Annotated in this window: 15 protein-coding genes; 9 read left to right on the plus strand and 6 right to left on the minus strand. The window is 71.2% G+C overall.

The genetic code is table 11. The features are described from left to right. Positions 1-31 precede the first annotated feature (31 nt). Both ggt and WFI16_RS08035 read right to left on the minus strand, forming a co-directional pair. Positions 32-1639: a gamma-glutamyltransferase gene (gene ggt / locus WFI16_RS08030; RefSeq protein WP_419897297.1), complete on the minus strand. Its 1608-nt coding sequence runs from the start codon at positions 1637-1639 to the stop codon at positions 32-34. A gap of 113 nt (positions 1640-1752) precedes the next feature. Further along, on the minus strand, positions 1753-2493 hold the full coding sequence (locus WFI16_RS08035) for a GntR family transcriptional regulator (RefSeq protein ID WP_419897298.1): 741 nt from the start codon (positions 2491-2493) through the stop codon (positions 1753-1755). Positions 2494-2648: 155 nt separating this feature from the next. On the opposite strand from WFI16_RS08035, the gene WFI16_RS08040 reads away from it, so the two are divergent. The 5 genes from WFI16_RS08040 (at position 2649) to WFI16_RS08060 (ending at position 9377) form a co-directional block, all read left to right on the plus strand. Further along, a complete protein-coding gene (locus tag WFI16_RS08040; RefSeq protein WP_419897299.1) occupies positions 2649-3632 on the plus strand; it encodes a Bug family tripartite tricarboxylate transporter substrate binding protein in 984 nt (327 codons plus the stop codon). 118 nt (positions 3633-3750) lie between these two features. Then, positions 3751-5328, plus strand: coding sequence for an aldehyde dehydrogenase (NADP(+)) (locus WFI16_RS08045; RefSeq protein ID WP_419897300.1), 1578 nt, complete (start codon positions 3751-3753; stop codon positions 5326-5328). 28 nt (positions 5329-5356) lie between these two features. Beyond that, the gene (gene araD, locus WFI16_RS08050) at positions 5357-7105 is read left to right on the plus strand and encodes an L-arabinonate dehydratase (protein ID WP_419897301.1); all 1749 of its coding nucleotides are present in this window, start codon (positions 5357-5359) and stop codon (positions 7103-7105) included. 75 nt (positions 7106-7180) lie between these two features. After that, entirely contained in the window at positions 7181-7897 is a 717-nt protein-coding gene (locus tag WFI16_RS08055) for a ribonuclease activity regulator RraA (RefSeq protein ID WP_419897302.1), read from the plus strand. A gap of 199 nt (positions 7898-8096) precedes the next feature. Beyond that, entirely contained in the window at positions 8097-9377 is a 1281-nt protein-coding gene (locus WFI16_RS08060) for an ArgE/DapE family deacylase (protein ID WP_419897303.1), read from the plus strand. A 16-nt stretch (positions 9378-9393) separates the two neighbouring features. On the opposite strand, the gene WFI16_RS08065 is transcribed toward WFI16_RS08060, so the two are convergent. Continuing rightward, positions 9394-9855, minus strand: coding sequence for a YqaA family protein (locus tag WFI16_RS08065; protein WP_442970659.1), 462 nt, complete (start codon positions 9853-9855; stop codon positions 9394-9396). 90 nt (positions 9856-9945) lie between these two features. On the opposite strand from WFI16_RS08065, the gene WFI16_RS08070 reads away from it, so the two are divergent. Further along, positions 9946-11466 carry a M81 family metallopeptidase gene (locus tag WFI16_RS08070; protein WP_419897304.1) on the plus strand — a complete coding sequence of 507 codons (1521 nt, stop codon included), beginning with the start codon at positions 9946-9948 and terminating at the stop codon, positions 11464-11466. After that, a complete protein-coding gene (locus WFI16_RS08075; RefSeq protein WP_419897305.1) occupies positions 11463-12479 on the plus strand; it encodes an alpha/beta fold hydrolase in 1017 nt (338 codons plus the stop codon). The genes WFI16_RS08070 and WFI16_RS08075 overlap by 4 nt, the downstream gene beginning before the upstream one ends. 49 nt (positions 12480-12528) lie before the next feature. Here WFI16_RS08075 and WFI16_RS08080 read toward each other — a convergent pair whose 3' ends face one another. Together WFI16_RS08080 and WFI16_RS08085 are read right to left on the minus strand one after the other, a co-directional pair. Further along, positions 12529-13533 (minus strand): inorganic phosphate transporter, encoded by a 1005-nt coding sequence (locus WFI16_RS08080; RefSeq protein ID WP_419897306.1) that lies wholly within the window; start codon positions 13531-13533, stop codon positions 12529-12531. A 5-nt stretch (positions 13534-13538) separates the two neighbouring features. After that, positions 13539-14183: a DUF47 domain-containing protein gene (locus WFI16_RS08085; protein WP_419897307.1), complete on the minus strand. Its 645-nt coding sequence runs from the start codon at positions 14181-14183 to the stop codon at positions 13539-13541. Positions 14184-14320: 137 nt separating this feature from the next. On the opposite strand from WFI16_RS08085, the gene WFI16_RS08090 reads away from it, so the two are divergent. Next, a complete protein-coding gene (locus tag WFI16_RS08090; protein ID WP_419897308.1) occupies positions 14321-14779 on the plus strand; it encodes an NUDIX hydrolase in 459 nt (152 codons plus the stop codon). Positions 14780-14837: 58 nt separating this feature from the next. Here WFI16_RS08090 and WFI16_RS08095 read toward each other — a convergent pair whose 3' ends face one another. After that, a complete protein-coding gene (locus WFI16_RS08095) occupies positions 14838-16295 on the minus strand; it encodes a hypothetical protein (protein WP_419897309.1) in 1458 nt (485 codons plus the stop codon). Between the two features lie 151 nt (positions 16296-16446). Here WFI16_RS08095 and WFI16_RS08100 point away from each other — a divergent pair, with 151 nt between their 5' ends. Beyond that, entirely contained in the window at positions 16447-17070 is a 624-nt protein-coding gene (locus WFI16_RS08100; RefSeq protein WP_419897310.1) for a flavin reductase family protein, read from the plus strand. The last annotated feature ends 1 nt before the right edge of the window (position 17071 follow it).

Consider the following 17071-nt stretch of genomic DNA (forward strand, 5'->3'; position numbering starts at 1 on the left):
GCCCGGTCGCCCCGCCAAGGGCAGCGCGGCGCTAGACGGCCATCGCCATGCCGTCGCGCTGCGGATCGGCGCCGCCGGTGATGACGCCGTCCCGGACCAGCAGCCCATGCGCCGCGCCGAAGGCATGGCTCTGGTAGGACCGCGCGACCGGGTAGCCCATCGCCTCCAGCGCGGCGGTAACGCCATGCGGGATGCGGTTGCTGACATCGATGGTGTCGCTCAGCGCCACGATGCGCGGCGCCGCCACCGCGTCGCTCATGCTCATGCCGAAATCGACGACATTCATCAGCGCCTGGGCGATGGCCGGCACGATATAGGTGCCACCGGGCGCGCCGAGGACCAGGCTGGGGCGGTCGCCCTCGAACAGCATGGTCGGCGCCATGGCGCTGGCGCGGCTCTTGCCCGGCGCGATCGAGGCGGCGCGCCCCGGCCGCGGGTCGAAGCCGCTCATGCAGCCATTGTACATGAAGCCCAGTCCCGGGGTGATGACGCCCGAGGGAATGCCCAGCGTGTGCGTCAGCGAGACCGCATTGCCGTCGCGGTCGATGACGCAGACGACGGTGGTGTCCGGCGGGTCCTTCGGTTCTTCCGCGCGGATGACATGCGCCTTCTCGCCGGCGCGGATGCGCGCCGCCAGCCCCGCCGCGTGCTCGGCCGAGAGCAGCCGGTCCAGCGGCACATCGACGAAATCCGGGTCGCCCATATGCGCGTCGCGGTCGATGGTCATCCACTTCATCGCCTCGGCCAGGATGCGCAGATGCTCCGGGCCATTGTGCGGCAGGCTGGCCAGGTCGAAATGCTCGAGGATCTGCAGCAGCTCCAGCAGCGAGCCGCCACCGGCCGGCGGCGGGTTGCTGGCAATGCGGTGCCCGCGATAGCGCCCCCAGACCGGCGCCTTCTCCTTGACGCGGTACTGGGCAAAATCCTCGGCGCGCAGCAGGCTGCCGCCGCGCTCGAGGTCGGCGACCATCTCGGCCGCCAGCGCGCCGCGATAGAAGCTCTCGGCGCCGCCCTCGGCCAGCCGCTCCAGGGTGCGCGCCATCTCCGGGTTGCGCAGGATCTCGCCCGGCTTCTTCATCCGGCCATCGGGGCGGAAATACACCTGCCGCCCGGTCTCGCTGAAGCGCAGCTTGTCCTCGACATTGACCTGGCCGTCGCCGCCATGGTCCATCGCCCAGTAGTAGTGCATGTAGGGCCGCACCATGACGCCGCGATGCGCCTGGTCGATCGCCGGCCGCATCACCTCGGCCAGCGGCAGCGTGCCGAAGCGCGACAGCGCCTCGCAATAGCCGGCGACATTGCCCGGCGCGCCGATGGCGCCATAGCCGCAATCATTGCTCTGGTCGTCGAGCAGGAAGACGAAGCCGTCGCGAGACTGCCCGATGAACTTCCGCGCCCACATGTCGGGCGTGGCGGCCAGGGGCGCGCGGGCGAAGAACTCCAGCACCGTGTGCACGCCCTGCCGCGGCAGGCAGATCTGCATGGCGCCGAAGCCGGCGATGCCGCACATCTGCGGATCGACCACGCCCTGGCTGAAGGCGCAGGCGATCGCGGCATCCACCGCATTGCCACCACGCCGCAATACCTCGACACCCGCTTCCGCCGCCTCGGGCTGGGCGGCGACCACCATGCCGTTCATCGGGATCTCCTCGTCCTCATGCCGGGGCATTCAGGGGGAAGAGAAGGGGGAGGGCAAGGCAGGGACAGGCTCGGGGATTGAATTCCCCCGGGGCGATCTCCGGAATCTTCCCCTCAGAAGAACGCCGGGAACGCCCCCCTGATCCGCTCGACTTCCGCGAAGGTGCCCGACAGGTGCTGCTGCAGATGCGCCGCCGCCGCCGCCGGGTCGCCGCCCAGGATCGTCTCGGCCAGGGCCTCGTGCTGGCGCATCACCGCCTCGGCCTTGCCCGGGCTCGGCAGGTGCAGGCGGCGCAGGCGGTCCAGATGGCCGCTGCGGCTGCGCACCAGCTCGTGCAGGCGGGGCACGCCGGCGGCGGCATAGAGCGCCGCGTGGAAGGCCTCGTCGGCCGCGGTGAAGCCGGGCGGGTCGCCGGCCGCCAGGCGGTCGCGCATCCGGGCCAGCTCCTGCCGCAAGGTGGCGGCCAGCTCCGGTGCCTCGGGCGCGGCGGCCAGCCGGCGGACGATCTCCAGCTCCAGCGCCAGGCGCAGGAAGCTGGCCTCGCGGGCGCTGGCCAGGTCGATGCGGGCGACGCGGGTGGCGGATTGCGGCACCACCTCGACCAGGCCTTCCGCCTGCAGCCGGATGATGGCCTCGCGCACCGGCGTCTGGCTGGTGCCGAAGCGGGCGGCCAGGGCAGCGCGGGACAGCGCAGCGCCGGGCGGCAGGGCCAGCGAGATCACCGCCTCGCGCAGCGATTCATAGGCGAATTCGGCGGCGGAGGGGCGGCGGCCGAAGCTCGGCAGCGCGTCTTCCGGCCGCGCCGGGCCAGCGGGGTCGCGCTCCAGGACAGGGGGGGCTTCGGCATCGGGCATCGTCGTCCCGCTGCTTAGCAAAGGGGGCGGGGACCGGAAAGCGGCCGCTTGACTGGAAAAATCTAATATATCAGTTTTGCGCCCAGGCGGTCCCTGTGCCGTCGACGTCCAAGCAAGCCCGTGCCGGACAACGGCACCATCAAGGAAGCCCTCGCATGCTTCGCCTCTCCCGCCGTGGCGCCGCCGCGCTGCTCGCCGGTTCCGGCCTCGCTGGCCTGCTGCCCCGCGCCGCCTTCGCCCAGGCCAGCTACCCGAACCAGCCGATCCGGCTGATCGTGCCCTTCTCCGCCGGCACCTCCGACACCATCGCCCGCCTGGTCGGCCAGGGCATGAGCAAGGCCCTGGGCCAGCCCGTGGTGGTCGAGAACCGCGCCGGCGCCGGCGGCAATATCGGCAGCGAGGCCTGCGCCCGCGCGACGCCCGACGGCTATACCTTCTGCCTCGGCACCATCAGCAGCCACGCCATCAACCCGTCGATCTACCCGTCGCTGCCCTACAACGTGCAGAAGGACTTCGCGCCGATCACCCAGCTGGCGGCGCAGCCCAATGCCCTGGCGGTGACCAACAATTTCCCGGCCAGGAGCATCCCGGAGCTGATCGCCTATCTGAAGGCCAAGCCCGGCGAGACCTCCTTCGCCACCTCCGGCGTCGGCACCTCGGTGCATCTGGCCGGCTCGCTCTTCGCGCAGATGACCGGCACCACGATCGAGCACATCCCGTATCGCGGCAGCGGCCAGGTGACCACGGCGCTGCTGACCGGCGAGGTGCCGATGGCCTTCGACAACCTCTCCTCGGTGCTGCCCTTCCACAAGGAGGGCAAGCTGCGCATCCTCGGCGTCACCTCGAAGGAGCGCAACGCCGCCGCCCCCGAGATCCCGGCCATCGCCGACAGCGTGCCCGGCTTCGAGAGCCTGTCCTGGCACGGCTTCTTCGCCCCCGCCGCGGTGCCGCCGGCGATCATCGCCCGGCTGCACCAGGAGGCGGTCGCCGCGCTGAAGGCGCCGCAGGTGGCGACGCGGCTGAGCGAGCTCGGCATCACCGCCGTCGGCAGCACCCCGGATGATTTCCGCAGCTTCGTCGCCGCCGAGACGACGCGCTGGGGCGAGGTCGCCCGCAAGGCCCAGATCCGCATCGAATAGTTTTGTCGGTGGCGCCGCCCTCGCTGGGGCGGCGCGGCCGAGCACGAGTGGGTGGGGGAGGTTGTATGACCTCCGACGACTGGGCAGACTGGCGCCGCCAGGAACGGACGAGAAACCAATGACCATCACCGGCGAAATGCTGATCGGCGCCACGGCGCTCCGCGGGAGCGACCGCCCCATCCATGCCGTCGAGGCGGCGACCGGCCAGAAGCTGGAGCCCGGCTTCGGCGGCGGCTCGGCGGCCGAGGTGGAGCGCGCCTGCGCGCTCGCCTGGGCCGCCTTCGACACCTATCGCGAGACCAGCCTGGAGACCCGCGCGGCCTTCCTCGAGGCCTGCGCCGAGGCGATCCTGGCCATCGGCGACGAGCTGGTCGAGCGCGCCTGCGCCGAGAGCGGCCTGCCGCGCGGCCGCATCGAGGGCGAGCGTGGCCGCACCGTCGGCCAGCTGCGCCTCTTCGCCGCGACGCTGCGCGAGGGCTCCTTCCTCGAGGCCCGCATCGACCCGGCCCTGCCGCAGCGCCAGCCGCTGCCGCGCGCCGACCTGCGGCTGCGCAACATCCCGCTCGGCCCGGTCGCGGTCTTCGGCGCCTCGAACTTCCCGCTCGCCTTCTCGGTGGCCGGCGGCGACACGGCGGCGGCGCTCGCCGCCGGCTGCCCGGTGATCGTCAAGGCGCATTCGGCGCATCCCGGCACCTCGGAGCTGGTCGGCCGCGCGCTGCAATCGGCGGTCGCGAAATGCGGCCTGCCCGAGGGCGTCTTCTCGCTTCTGTTCGGCTCGGGCGCCGTGGTCGGGCAGGGGCTGGTCGCCGATCCGCGCATCAAGGCGGTGGGCTTCACCGGCTCGCGCGCCGGCGGCACCGCGCTGATGAAGACCGCGGCCGAGCGCCCGGAGCCCATCCCGGTCTATGCCGAGATGTCCAGCATCAATCCTGTTTTCCTGTTGCCGGCCGCCCTCGAAGAGAAGGCCGAGGCCCTGGGCAAGGCCTTCGTCGGCTCGCTCACCATGGGCGCCGGGCAGTTCTGCACCAATCCCGGCCTGGTGCTGGCGGTCGAGGGCCCGGCGCTGGAGCGCTTCATCGCCGCCGCTTCCGAGGCGGTCAGCGCCGCGGCGCCGCAGGTCATGCTGACGCCCGGCATCCTGCAGGCCTATGAGCGCGGCACCGCCCAGCTCGCCGGCAGCAGCCGCGTGACCAGGCTGGCCGAGGGCCAGGCGGCCAAGGCCTGCACCGGCAGCGCCGCGCTGTTCAGCGCCAGCGCCGCCGACTTCCTGGCCGATCCGCATCTGCAGGAAGAGGTGTTTGGCTCCAGCAGCCTGATCCTGCGCTGCCGCGACCTGGCCGAGATGCAGGCCCTGGCCGAAAAGCTGGAAGGCCAGCTGACCGCCACCCTGCACCTGGTCGAGGCCGATACCGAGGCTGCCCGCGCCCTGCTGCCGACGCTGGAGCGCCGCGCCGGCCGCATCCTGGCCAATGGCTGGCCCACCGGCGTCGAGGTCTGCCACGCCATGGTGCATGGCGGGCCCTTCCCGGCCACGTCGGACGGCCGCAGCACCTCGGTCGGCACGCTGGCCATCGGCCGCTTCCTGCGCCCGGTCTGCTACCAGGACCTGCCCGCGGCCCTGCTGCCCGAGGCGCTGCGCGACGGCAATCCCCTCGGCCTCTGGCGTCGCCTCGACGGCGCGCTGGGCCGGCACTGAGATCCGCGAGACTGTAAGGACCCTGCCCATGTCCTCTGTTCCCCCGCCCCGCAAGACGGCGGCCGAGCTGCGCTCGGCCCGCTGGTTCGGCCCGGCCGATCTGCGCTCCTTCGGCCACCGCTCGCGCGCCATGCAGATGGGCTATTCCCCCGAGGAATGGACCGGCAAGCCGGTCATCGCCATCATCAACACCTGGTCCGACCTGAACCCCTGCCACACCCACTTCAAGCAGCGGGTGGAGGATGTGAAGCGCGGCATCCTGATGGCCGGCGGCTTCCCGGTCGAACTGCCGGCGATCTCGGTCTCGGAGAGCTACGTCAAGCCGACCACCATGATGTACCGCAACATGCTGGCGATGGAGACGGAGGAGCTGCTGCGCTCCCACCCCGTCGATGGCGCCGTGCTGATGGGCGGCTGCGACAAGACCACGCCGGGCCTGCTGCTGGGCGCGACCAGCATGAACATCCCGGCGATCTTCGTGCCCGCCGGGCCGATGCTGCGCGGCAACTGGGGCGGCAAGGTGCTGGGCTCCGGCTCGGATTCCTGGAAGTACTGGGATGAGCTGCGCGCCGGCAAGATCACCGAGCAGGACTGGCTGGGCGTCGAGAAGGGCATCGCCCGCAGCCACGGCACCTGCATGACCATGGGCACCGCCAGCACCATGACGGCGATCGCCGAGGCGGTGGGCATGGTGCTGCCGGGCGGCTCCTCGATCCCGGCGGCCGATGCCAACCACATCCGCCTCTGCTCCGAGAGCGGCCGGCGGGTGGTGGAAATGGTGTGGGAGGACCTGACCCCGGCCCGCATCCAGAGCCATGCCGCCTTCGAGAATGCCATTGCCGTCGCCATGGCCATGGGCTGCTCGACCAATGCGATCATCCATTTGATCGCCATGGCCCGCCGCGCCGGCCAGGATATCGGCCTGAAGGATTTCGAGCGCTACAGCCGCAAGGTCCCCGTCATCGGCAATGTGCGCCCCTCCGGCAGCACCTACCTGATGGAGGATTTCTTCTACGCCGGCGGCATCAAGGGCCTGATGGGCGTCATCCGCGAGCACCTGGACCTGAGCTGCATCACCGTCACCGGCAAGACGCTGGGAGACAACATCGCCGACGCCAAGGTCTATAACGACGACGTCATCCGCCCGCTGGACAAGCCGATCTATGGCGAGGGGTCGCTCGCCGTGCTGACCGGCAACCTGGCGCCGAGCGGCTGCGTCATCAAGCCGGCGGCGATGGACCAGAAGTTCCTCAAGCATGCCGGGCCGGCGCTGGTCTTCGACGACTATCCCTCGATGAAGAAGGCGGTGGAGGACGAGAATCTCGACGTCACCGCCGACCATGTCCTGGTGCTGCGCAACGCCGGCCCCCAGGGCGGGCCGGGCATGCCGGAATGGGGCATGCTGCCGATGCCGAAGAAGCTGCTGAAGGAAGGCCATCGCGACATGCTGCGGCTGTCGGATGCGCGCATGTCCGGCACCAGCTACGGTGCCTGCGTCCTGCATGTCTCGCCCGAGAGCTATATCGGCGGGCCGCTCGCCCTGCTGAAGACCGGCGACATCGTCGAGGTCGATGTCGATGCGCGCACCATCAACATGCGCGTCTCGGAGGAGGAGCTCGCCGCCCGCCGCGCCGCCTGGGTGCCGCCGCCGGTCCGCTTCGAGCGCGGCTATGGCTGGGTCTTCACCAAGCACATCCAGCAGGCCGACGAGGGCTGCGACTTCGACTTCCTGCGCACCGATTTCGGCGCGCCGGTGCCCGAGCCCGCCATCTACTGATCTTCCTGTCTGTCGCGGCCGGCCGCAGGCCGGCCGCGCGCCTCCTCCGAACCGCTGCCAGATCGAGACAAGACCATGGCCCTGAGCCCCGAGACCCGTGACAAGCTGAAGCAGGTGAGCACCGCCACGCTCGCGACCGCCCTCTACAAGCGCGGCTTCCGTAACCAGATGGTGCAGGGCGTCCGCCCGCTGCGCGAGCGCAGCGAGAGCATGGTGGGCGAGGCCTTCACCCTGCGCTACATGCCGGCGCGCGAGGACCTGAACAACCTCTCGGTGTTCCGCGACCGCGCCCATCCGCAGCGCAAGGCGGTCGAGGACTGCCCGCCCGGCGCCGTGCTGGTGATGGACAGCCGCAAGGATGCGCGGGCGGCCTCGGCCGGCGGCATCCTGGTCACCCGGCTGCAGCAGCGCGGCGTCGCCGGCGTCGTCACCGATGGCGGCTTCCGTGATTCGGCCGAGATCGCCACGCTGGACATGCCGGCCTATCACAGCCGCCCCTCGGCGCCGACCAACCTGACCCTGCACCAGGCGATCGACATCAACGTGCCGATCGGCTGCGGCGATGCCCCGGTCTTCCCGGGCGACGTGGTGGTGGGCGATTCCGACGGCGTCATCATCATCCCGGCGCATCTGGCGGACGAGATCGCCGACGAGGCGACCGAGATGACCGCCTTCGAGGACTTTGTTACTGAGAAGGTGCGCGGGGGACAGAGCATCCTGGGGCTCTATCCGCCGACGGATGAGTCGAATCTGGAAGTCTTCGCGGCATGGCGGAAGGCGAACAACCGCTGATCCGCTGGCCTCCCGGCACCTCCTTCCGAGGTGCCGGGAATCGCAGAGCGATGCGGCGACTCGCGCGGTGCCCCGCTGCCGGCGCCACCCCGCGCCGGAAGCGGTGTATTTTTCAGGCTCTTGGCCGGCGCTGGCCAATCCTCCCCTGATCATCTGGGAGAAACTCTGCAAGGCTCCTGCATCCCAGGAGGCTTGCCGCATGATCGACCCCGCCCTTGCCGCCCGCATCGCCGCCGCGGTGGATCGGAATTTCGACGCGCAGATCGACACCACGCTGCGCTTCTCCGCCATCCCCTCGACCCGCGGCGCCGAGGGCCCGGCGCAGGACATGATGGCCGACCTGCTGCGCGCCCGCGGCTACACGGTCGATGACTGGCAGATCGACATGGAGGATTTGAAGCCGCTGCCCGATTGCGGCGTCATCGAGCATGACTTCTCCAGGGCCCGCACCGTCGTCGGCACGCTGCGCCCGGCGCAGGAGACCGGGCGCTCGCTGATCCTGCAGGGCCATTGCGATGTCGTCCCCGCCGGCCCGCTGGAAATGTGGGACACGCCGCCCTTCGCCCCCGTCATCCGCGACGGCTGGATGCATGGCCGGGGCGCCGGCGACATGAAGTCCGGCACCATCGCCGCGCTCTATGCGGTCGACGCGCTGCAGGCGGCGGGGCTGAAGCTGAAGGGCCGGCTGCATTTCCAGTCGGTGATCGAGGAGGAGAGCACCGGCGTCGGCGCCCTCTCCACCCTGCAGCGCGGCTACCGCGCCGATTGCGCCCTGCTGCCCGAGCCCAGCGCCGGCACCATCACCGATGTCTGCGTCGGCGTCCTCTGGTTCCGCCTGAAGGTGCGCGGCGTCCCCGTGCATGTCGCCTATGCCGGCACCGGGTCGAATGCCATCAAGGCCGCCTATCGGTTGATCGGCGGGCTCGAGGGCCTCGAAGCCGAGTGGAACAGGCGCGCCGAATCCGACCCGCACTACGCCAGCATCCCGCGCCCGATCAACTTCAACCCGGGCATCATCCGCGGTGGCGACTGGGCCTCCAGCGTGCCGGCCTGGTGCGACCTCGACTGCCGCATCGCCATCCTGCCCGGCTGGGACGTCGCCACCTGCCAGCGCGAGATCGAGGCCTGCGTCCGCGCCGCCGCGCAGACCGATCCCTTCCTGGCCAACAACCCGCCGGAGCTGGTCTGGTCCGGCTATCTCAGCCACGGCTATGTGCTGGAGAAGGCCGAGGCGCCGGTCGAGATGCTGCGTGCCGCCCATGCGACCGTGACCGACCGGCCGCTGGCCAGCCGCGCCGGCACCGGGCTTAACGATGCCCGCTTCTACACGCGCTTCTACGGCATCCCGGCCTTCTGCTACGGCCCGCGCGCCGAGCAGATCCACGGCTTCAACGAGCGAGTCGAGATCGCCTCGATCCGCGACACCACCCGCGCCATCGCCGCCTTCGTCGCCGGCTGGTGCGGCGTCGAGGAGGCCTGATCCACCGGCTGGCGGATCAGCCCCAGCCCAGCGTCACCCAGGCCAGCACCAGGTAGCGGCCGCCCTTGGCCAGGGTGACGAGGATCAGGAAGGGCAGCAGCCGCTCGCGCAGCGTGCCGGCGACCAACGTCAGCGGGTCGCCGACCAGCGGCAGCCAGCTCAGCAGCAGCGACCAGCGGCCGGCGCGGCGATACCAGCGCTGCGCCCGCGCCAGCGCCGCGGGGCCGACCGGGAACCAGCGGCGGTGCTGGAAGCGGGTGATCTGCCGCCCCAGCCACCAGTTCAGCAGCGAGCCCAGCACATTGCCGGCGGTCGCCACCAGCAGCAGCAGCGGCACGGAATAGCGCCCGGTCAGCAGCAGCCCGGCCAGCGCCGCCTCCGACTGGGCGGGCAGCAGCGAGGCGGCCAGCAGCGCCGCCAGGAAGAGGCCGGCATAGGCGGCGAGGTCCGGCATGGCGCGCAGCATAGCCTCTGGCATCGCCGCCGCCAGCCTTGCCGATCCGGCCCCCCCCTCGACCCGGGCGCCGCGATCTGCTCAATGGGAGGGGTTGCAGCCTGAGGAACCCGCATGCCGCTCCGCATCGCCATCGGTGGCTTCCAGCACGAGACGCATTCCTTCGCGCCGCAGCCCACCGTCTTCGCCGATTTCCAGCGCCCCGGCGGCTTCCCGCCGCTGACCCGGGGCCCTGGCCTGCCGGCGGCGCTGGATGGCACCCAGACCGCGCTGGCCGGCGCCATGCCGGTGCTGGCGGCGGCGGGTGCCACGCAGATCCCGCTGCTCTGGTGCCTGGCCATGCCGGCCGGGCCGATCGAGGATGCCGCCTTCGAGCGCATCGCCGCCATGCTGCTGGCCGATGTTTCCGACGCGCTGCTCGAGGGGCCGCTGGACGGCGTCTATCTCGACCTGCATGGCGCGGCGCTGGCCGACAGCATCCCCGATGTCGAGGGCGAGCTGCTGATCCGGCTGCGCCGCATCCTGGGCCCCGATGTGCCGGTCGCCATCAGCCTGGACCCGCATGCCAACCTGACCGCGGCGATGGTGGCGGCGAGCGATGTGGTGGTGCCCTATCGCACCTATCCGCATGTCGACAAGCGCGAGACCGGCGCCCGCACGGCGGAACTGCTGCTGGCGCGCATCGCCCGCGGCATGCCGTGGGAGAAGGTGTTCCGCCAGATCGACTACTGGATGGGCCTCGGCGCGCAATGCACCATGGCCGAGCCGATGCAGGGCATCATGGCCGCCCGCGCCGCCATCGCCGACCAGCATGGCGTGGCCGAACTCGGCTTCTGCTTCGGCTTCCCCTATGCCGATTTTCCTGACTGTGGCGTCGCCATCTCCTGCCATGCGGAGACCCTGGCGCAGGCCGAGGCGGCGACCGCCGAGCTGGCCGCGCTGCTCGAGGCTTCCGAGAAGAAATTCACCCCCGACGCCATGCCGGTGAAGCAGGCGGTGGCGCTGGCGCTGCAATCGGCGATGGGCGCGCGGCGGCCGGTGATCATCGCCGACACCCAGGACAATCCCGGTGGCGGCGGCCATGCCGACACCACCGGCCTGCTGGCCGAGCTGGTGGCGCAGGGCGCGCGCGGCGCCGTGCTCTGCCTGATCAACGACGCGGACTCCGCCGCCGCCGCCCATGCCGCGGGGCAGGGGGCGGAGCTCGACCTGGCGCTGGGCGGCAAGTCGGACGGGGTGCCGTTCCGCGGCCGGGCGCGGGTGCTGGCGCTGGGCGATGGCGATTTCGTCCTGACCGGGCCGATGGGGCAGGGCAACCGGGCGCGGCTCGGCCCCTGCACGCTGCTGGAATTCGCTCCCGGCATCCGCGTCATGGTCGCCAGCCGCAAGACCCAGGCCTATGACCAGGCGATCCTGCGGCATCTGGGTGTGGACCCTGCCGGCTGCCCGATCGTGGCGCTGAAATCCTCGGTGCATTTCCGCGCCGACTACGCCCCGATCGCCGAGCGGATCATCGTCGCGGCCGCGCCCGGCCCGGTGATCGCCGATCCCTCGACACTGCCCTTCCGCCACCTGCGCCCCGGCCTCCGGCTGCGCGCCGGCGATCCGTCCAGCACCACCGGAGGCATGGCATGACCGGCGAGACCGTGAGCAGCGAAACCGGCCGCTTCGCCCTCGGCGACTTTCCGGTGCTGCAGGGCGGCCGCATCGCCGGCGCCACGCTCGGCTGGAAGCGCCACGGCAGGCTGAACGCGGCGCGCGACAATCTGGTGCTCTATCCGACCAGCTATGGCGCGCAGCATCCCGAGCTCGAATGGCTGATCGGGGCGGAGGGCATCCTCGACCCGGCCCGCTTCTGCATCCTGCAGGTCGACATGTTCGGCAACGGCCTCTCCTCCAGCCCGTCGAACACGCCGGACTATCCCGCGCTGGTCACCGCCTGGGACAATGTCCACGCCCAGCGGCGGCTGATCGGCGAGGTCTTCGGGGTCGAGCGGCTGCACGCCGTCTATGGCTGGTCGATGGGCGCGCAGCAGGCCTATCACTGGGCCGCCTGCTTCCCCAAGGCCGTCGGCGCCGTGGTGGTCAATTGCGGCAGCGCCCGCACCGCCATCCACAACCAGGTGTTCCTCCGCTCCCTGCTGGCGGTGCTGGAAGCGGCGCCGGAGCATATCGGCCAGGGCCGCTTCTCGGCGCCGCCCGTCGCGGCGCTGCGCGCCTTCGGCCGGATCTATGCGGGCTGGGCGCTCAGCCAGGATTTCTACCGCGCCGGGCTGCATCTCTCGACCTCCGGCGCGCCGGACCTCGAGAGCTTCCTGACCGGCTGGGAGGAGCGCTACCTGGCGCGCGACGCTGCCAATCTGTATGCCCAGCTGCGCTGCTGGAATGCCGGCGACATCAGCGCCAATCCGCTCTACGGGGGCGACCTGGAGAAGGCGCTGCGCGCCATCGAGGCCCGCGTGCTGCTGATGCCGGGGGCGACCGACCTCTACTTCCGCACCGCCGACAACGAGGCCGAGCTGCCCTTCCTGCGGCACGCGCAGCTCAGCCCCATCCCCAGCATCTGGGGGCACCGCGCCGGCAATCCGATCGGCAATCCGCAGGATATCGCCTTCATCCGGGCGGCGGTGCGCAACTGGCTCGGCTGAGCGGGAAGCAAGGCCAGGGGAAGGAATTCCCCTGGACCCCTTCTTCTTTCTATCCCACGAAGCCGACCAGCAGATAGGTCGCGGCGGCGATCAGCGCCGCGGCGGGCAGCGTCACCACCCAGGCGATGACGATATTGCCGGCGACACCCCAGCGCACCGCCGAGGCCCGCCGCGCCGCGCCGACGCCGACGATGGCGCCGGTGATGGTGTGCGTGGTGGAAACCGGCACGCCGAGGCCGGTCGCGACGAACAGCGTGATCGCGCCGCCGGTCTCGGCGCAGAACCCCTGCATCGGCGTCAGCCGGGTGATCTTCGAGCCCATGGTGTGCACGATGCGCCAGCCGCCCATCAGCGTGCCCAGCCCCATCGCCGTGTGGCAGGACAGCACCACCCAGAGCGGCACATGGAACTCGCCCCCCGTCATGCCCTGGGAATAGAGCAGCACGGCGATGATCCCCATGGTCTTCTGCGCGTCATTGCCGCCATGCCCCAGCGAATAGAGCGAGGCCGAGACGAACTGCAGCAGCCGGAAGCTGCTGTCGACCACGAAGGGTGTCTGCCGCACGAAGACCCAGGAGACGATCAGCACCAGCAGCAGCGAGAGCAGCAGCCCGACCAGCGGCGACAGCACGATCGCCGCCAGGGTCTTGCCCAGCCCCGACCAGACGATGACGCTGAAGCCGGCCTTCATGGTGCCGGCGCCGAGGATGCCGCCGACCAGCGCATGCGAGCTGGAGGAGGGGATGCCATAGGCCCAGGTGATCAGGTTCCAGGCGATGGCGCCCATCAGCGCGGCGAAGATCACCGCGGGATCGATGATGCCGGCCTCGACGATCCCGGTGCCGATCGTGCCGGCCACATGCAGGCCGAAGAACAGGAAGGCGATGAAGTTGAAGAAGGCGGCCCACATCACCGCGTATTGCGGCCGCAGCACCCGGGTCGAGACGATGGTGGCGATGGCATTCGCCGCGTCATGCAGGCCGTTCAGGAAGTCGAACAGCAGCGCCACGCCGATCAGCCCGATCAGCAGTGGCAGCGCAAGGGTGGCGTCCATCGCGCTCACACATGCTCCACGACGATGTTCTCGATCTCGTTCGCCGCATCGTCGAAGCGGTCGACCGTCTTCTCCAGCAGGTCGAACACCTCCCGCGCCGCGATGAAGCGCAGCACCTGGTCCGGCTGGGCATGGCGGAACAGCGCGGTGACGCCGGCATCATGGATGTCGTCCGCCGCGCCCTCGACCTGGCGGATGGACTCGCAGACCACGCCGATCTGCCCGGCATTGGCGCTGATCTTCGCCAGCAGCGGTACCGCCTCGCGCATCAGCTGGGCGGCGCGCAGCACCTGGTCGCCCATCCGCTGGTAGTCGGCGTCGAACTCGGTCATCTCGAAGAAGACGATGGCCTTGGCGGTCTTCTTCATCTGGTCGACGGTGTCGTCCATCCGCCCGATCAGCGCCTGGATGTCGCCGCGGTCGAAGGGGGTGACGAAGGTGCGCCGCACCGCCTGCACCACCTCGCGCGTCACCGCATCCGCCTCGTCCTCGGCGGCCAGCACGGCCGGGAAATACTGCTGCACCGCCGCGCCGCCATCCAGCATGCCGCGCAGCGCCTCCGCCCCACGCACCACGCAATCGGCATGGCGGGCGAACAGATCGAAGAAACGTTCCTCGCGCGGCATCAGCCGGCGAAACAGAGACAGCATGCGCAAACACTCCCGGCGCGGGTAACCGTATCGTCATGATTTGGTCATGACAGCGACATAAAGACGGGCTAACGCCAGCAGCTTAATTCCCTGCCGACCTTCACCGGGCGCCTCCATAGCACTATTATGTCAGTTCGATGACAGAATCCGCGAAGTCCTCCCAGGCGAAGATGTCGCTCGCCGAGAAGATCCTGGGCGGCCGGCAATATGCCGCCCTGCCGCTGCGCCGTCAGGGCGCCGTGCTGCAGGTGATGCTGCTGACCAGCCGGCGCACCCGCCGCTGGGTGCTGCCCAAGGGCTGGGCGGAGCCCGGCCTCTGCCCGCATGAGCTGGCCGCCAAGGAGGCCTTCGAGGAAGCCGGGCTGCAGGGCCGCATGGAGCTGCTGGCGGTCGGCGAATACCGCTACGACAAGGAGCTGCGCGACGGCCGCTTCGTGCCCTGCACGGTCGGCGTCTTCCCGCTCTGGGTCGAGCGGCAGCTCGATGACTGGCCCGAGCGCGCCGAGCGCGAGACCGAATGGTTCACCCTGGCCGAAGCCGCGGAGCGGGTGGTCGAGCCGGAGCTGGCCGTGCTGCTGCGCGACTTCCGGATCTAGCACCCGGATCTAGCGCCCGGATCTGGCGCCCGGATCGGGCGCGGGCGGCTGCCCGCCCTCACCCCGGGCCGGCGACCCGCCGCCAGGCGGCCGCGAGCGTCGCGCGCCAGGCGGGCTCGCCGGTGGCGGCCCGCAGCCGGCGCTCCAGGTCGCGGCGATGGCGGCCAGGCGGCATTTCCGGCGCGGTGCCGGCGGTCTGGAACACGCCGAAGACGTCATTGCCGAAGACCGGCCGGGCCTGCCGCGTCAGGGCGCGCAGGAAGTCGCCCTGGCCCGGCCGCAGCGCGCCCTTGTGCAGCACCACCCAGTCCGGCAGCGGCCCCGGGCGCGGCCGCTCCGCCAGCCGGCAGCCCTGGAAGCAGCGCCAGAAGGGCCGTGGCGCCAGGACCCGGTCGCGCGGCGCCAGGCGCGGCGCCAGGAAGTCGACCACCTGCCGCCAGGGCCGGTCGAGCGGCGTGTCCGGCGGCGGCTCGGCGCCCTCAGGCGGCGGCAGGCCGAGGCTGGCGGCGATCCGCCACAGCGCCAGGCGCTCCTCCACCGCCGCGCGCGGGGCGGGGGTGAAGTGGCGCAGGACGGCCTGCGCCTCGGCCTCGGCGCCGGTCTCCAGCAGGGCCAGCAGGCGCGCCAGCTGCAGCGGCGCTGTTCTGCGCGCCTCGGCCAGGGCACGCTCCAGCCGCGGCAGCAGCGATGCGGCGCGGCCGCGGGGCAGCCCGTCCTCGACCAGCGCCAGCCAGTAATGCGGGCAGCGGGCGCGGTCCTGCCGGCGCCAGCGCCGCGCCGCCCCCGGCGTCAGGCTGCCGTCCAGCGCGGCCTGCAGCAGGTGCCCCACCAGGCCGGTGGCCTTGGCGAAGCGCACCGGCTCATGCCCGGTGAAGGGGGTGGCGACGGTGGCCACCCGCCCGGTCGCGGCCAGCAGCGCGGCATGGCCGGCATCGTCGGGCAGCGCCGGATCGTGGAAGGCCAGGGCCAGCCCGCCGAGATCCGTGGCCGTCACCGCCATGCCGTCATGCAGCGGCGGCCGGTAGAAGCAGGCCGGGCGCCGCGCGTCGAAGCCGCCGACCAGCGCCGGCTCGATCGAGGCCTGGGGGGCGAAGGCCAGCACCACATCGGCCCCGAGCGCCGCGCTGTATTTCAGCGCCGCGTAGGCCCCCATGCTGAAGCCGTAGAGCACCACCCGGTCATGCGCCGCCAGGATCGGCCGCAGCTGGGGCAGCAGGGCCGCCATGTCGTCGCGCGGATACCAGCCGGCCCCGGCATCGGTCAGCCCGAGCAGCCCGGCCTGGAAGCGCCCGAGGAATTCCAGCCCCCAGACCGCCGGACTGCCCGCCGCCGGACTGCCCGCCGCCGAGCTGTCGGCCGCAGGGCTGTCCTGCCGCGGCGCCAGCGAGACCAGCAGCCGGCGCTGCCGGACCGGCGCCGGCGGGCCGGGGCGGAAGAAGGCGGCCAGGCGACCGGCCTCGGCCACCGGCTGCAGCGCGGGCAGGGCAAGGTCCGGGCGGGGCAGCGTGGCCGACATCCAGTCTCCGGGGTGGCAGGGGGCCGCCCTGCTTACCCGCCCGAAGAATGAATTTCCGGTAACGATAACGACAGCTTCGCTCCCGCCGGCTCTCGCCATCCGGCCCGCGCCGGGGCAGTCTGCCGGCCAACCGCAACAAGGCTTCGCCCCGATGACCGACAGCTATTTCTACGAGCCCGCCAAGGGCCACGGCCTGCCGCACGACCCCTTCAACGCCATCATCGGCCCGCGCCCGATCGGCTGGATTTCCTCCAGGGGCACCGACGGGTCGCTCAACCTCGCGCCCTACAGCTTCTTCAATGCCTTCTGCTACAGCCCGCCGATCATCGGCTTCTCGACCACGCATGCGCCGAAGGACAGCCTGCGCAACGCGCGGGAGACGCGGGAATTCGCCTGGAACCTGGTGACCCGCGACCTGGCCGAGGCGATGAACCTGACCTGCGCACCGCTGCCCTATGGCCAGGACGAGTTTTCCCATGCCGGCCTGACGCCGGTTGCGTCGCGCATCATCGGGGCGCCGCGGGTGGCGGAAAGCCCGGTCAGCTTCGAATGCAAGGTCTGCGACGTCATCGACCTGAAGGGGCATGACGGCCGCCCGGCACTCGGCTGGCTGGTGCTGGCCGAGGTCGTCGCCGTGCACATCGCCCAGCATTTGCTGAAGGACGGCATCTACGACACCTTCAACTCGGGCGTCGTGATGCGCGCCGGCGGGCCGACCGCCTATGCCGCCATCGGGCCGGAAAGCCGCTTCGACATGACGCGGCCGAGCAAGTAGC

It is taken from the genome of Roseomonas sp. USHLN139, from assembly GCF_037145735.1.
Taxonomy (GTDB): domain Bacteria; phylum Pseudomonadota; class Alphaproteobacteria; order Acetobacterales; family Acetobacteraceae; genus Pseudoroseomonas.

What these genes read in the sequence shown, in the direction of transcription:
- WFI16_RS08035 (WP_419897298.1), bottom strand. Translation starts at nt 2,493, where the DNA reads ATGCCCGATGCCGAAGCCCCCCCTGTCCTGGAGCGCGACCCCGCTGGC.
- WFI16_RS08060 (WP_419897303.1), top strand. Translation starts at nt 8,097, where the DNA reads ATGATCGACCCCGCCCTTGCCGCCCGCATCGCCGCCGCGGTGGATCGG.
- WFI16_RS08075 (WP_419897305.1), top strand. Translation starts at nt 11,463, where the DNA reads ATGACCGGCGAGACCGTGAGCAGCGAAACCGGCCGCTTCGCCCTCGGC.
- WFI16_RS08070 (WP_419897304.1), top strand. Translation starts at nt 9,946, where the DNA reads ATGCCGCTCCGCATCGCCATCGGTGGCTTCCAGCACGAGACGCATTCC.
- araD (WP_419897301.1), top strand. Translation starts at nt 5,357, where the DNA reads ATGTCCTCTGTTCCCCCGCCCCGCAAGACGGCGGCCGAGCTGCGCTCG.
- WFI16_RS08095 (WP_419897309.1), bottom strand. Translation starts at nt 16,295, where the DNA reads ATGTCGGCCACGCTGCCCCGCCCGGACCTTGCCCTGCCCGCGCTGCAG.
- WFI16_RS08055 (WP_419897302.1), top strand. Translation starts at nt 7,181, where the DNA reads ATGGCCCTGAGCCCCGAGACCCGTGACAAGCTGAAGCAGGTGAGCACC.
- WFI16_RS08065 (WP_442970659.1), bottom strand. Translation starts at nt 9,855, where the DNA reads ATGCCAGAGGCTATGCTGCGCGCCATGCCGGACCTCGCCGCCTATGCC.
- WFI16_RS08080 (WP_419897306.1), bottom strand. Translation starts at nt 13,533, where the DNA reads ATGGACGCCACCCTTGCGCTGCCACTGCTGATCGGGCTGATCGGCGTG.
- WFI16_RS08100 (WP_419897310.1), top strand. Translation starts at nt 16,447, where the DNA reads ATGACCGACAGCTATTTCTACGAGCCCGCCAAGGGCCACGGCCTGCCG.
- WFI16_RS08045 (WP_419897300.1), top strand. Translation starts at nt 3,751, where the DNA reads ATGACCATCACCGGCGAAATGCTGATCGGCGCCACGGCGCTCCGCGGG.
- WFI16_RS08085 (WP_419897307.1), bottom strand. Translation starts at nt 14,183, where the DNA reads ATGCTGTCTCTGTTTCGCCGGCTGATGCCGCGCGAGGAACGTTTCTTC.
- WFI16_RS08040 (WP_419897299.1), top strand. Translation starts at nt 2,649, where the DNA reads ATGCTTCGCCTCTCCCGCCGTGGCGCCGCCGCGCTGCTCGCCGGTTCC.
- ggt (WP_419897297.1), bottom strand. Translation starts at nt 1,639, where the DNA reads ATGAACGGCATGGTGGTCGCCGCCCAGCCCGAGGCGGCGGAAGCGGGT.
- WFI16_RS08090 (WP_419897308.1), top strand. Translation starts at nt 14,321, where the DNA reads ATGACAGAATCCGCGAAGTCCTCCCAGGCGAAGATGTCGCTCGCCGAG.